This window comes from Arthrobacter sp. Y3223164 (assembly GCF_059091005.1).
On the sequence record NZ_JBNHGF010000849.1, the window covers coordinates 1 to 461 of the forward strand.

A 461-nucleotide genomic window follows, 5' to 3' on the forward strand; every position below is an offset into this window, starting at 1 on the left:
GCGCCGCGCTGCCGGTTCAGGGCCAGCACCGCATCCGGGCCGGCCGCCACCAGCGTGCCTTCGCCCAGGTCCGTCCCCTCCGGATCGGTCAGGCGGCGCACCTCGTGGGGGGCGGAGACCGGAGCCGCGTACAGCGCGGCATTCTGCGCGACGAAGTCCCTCCCGCCGCCGATGAGGCTGCCGAGGTAGAACAGCCAACGGCCGTCGGCGCTGGGCTGCGGCGACGCGGCGGCCAGGAGCGGGCCGGAAAGGTTGGACATCAGCCACGGGCTGCCGCCGGCAGCGTCGGGCTCCAGCGCGTACACGTCCCGGCGCAGGTCCTCGTCGGCTCCCTCGTGGAGGGCGGCGGTGAAGTAGAGCGTGCGGCCGTCCGGGCTGAAAGCCGGGCAGTCATGGTCGGCGTCCGCGAACGTCAGCCGGCGCGCTTCGGGCACGGCGGTGAAAGCGGCTTCGCCGTCCCG

1 protein-coding gene is annotated in these 461 nt (G+C 74.8%); it reads right to left on the reverse strand.

Going from position 1 to position 461, the window contains the following annotated elements:
- The coding region (locus AC5RUJ_RS18355) for a TolB family protein (RefSeq protein ID WP_494156531.1) at positions 1-461 on the reverse strand (461 nt) is incomplete at both ends.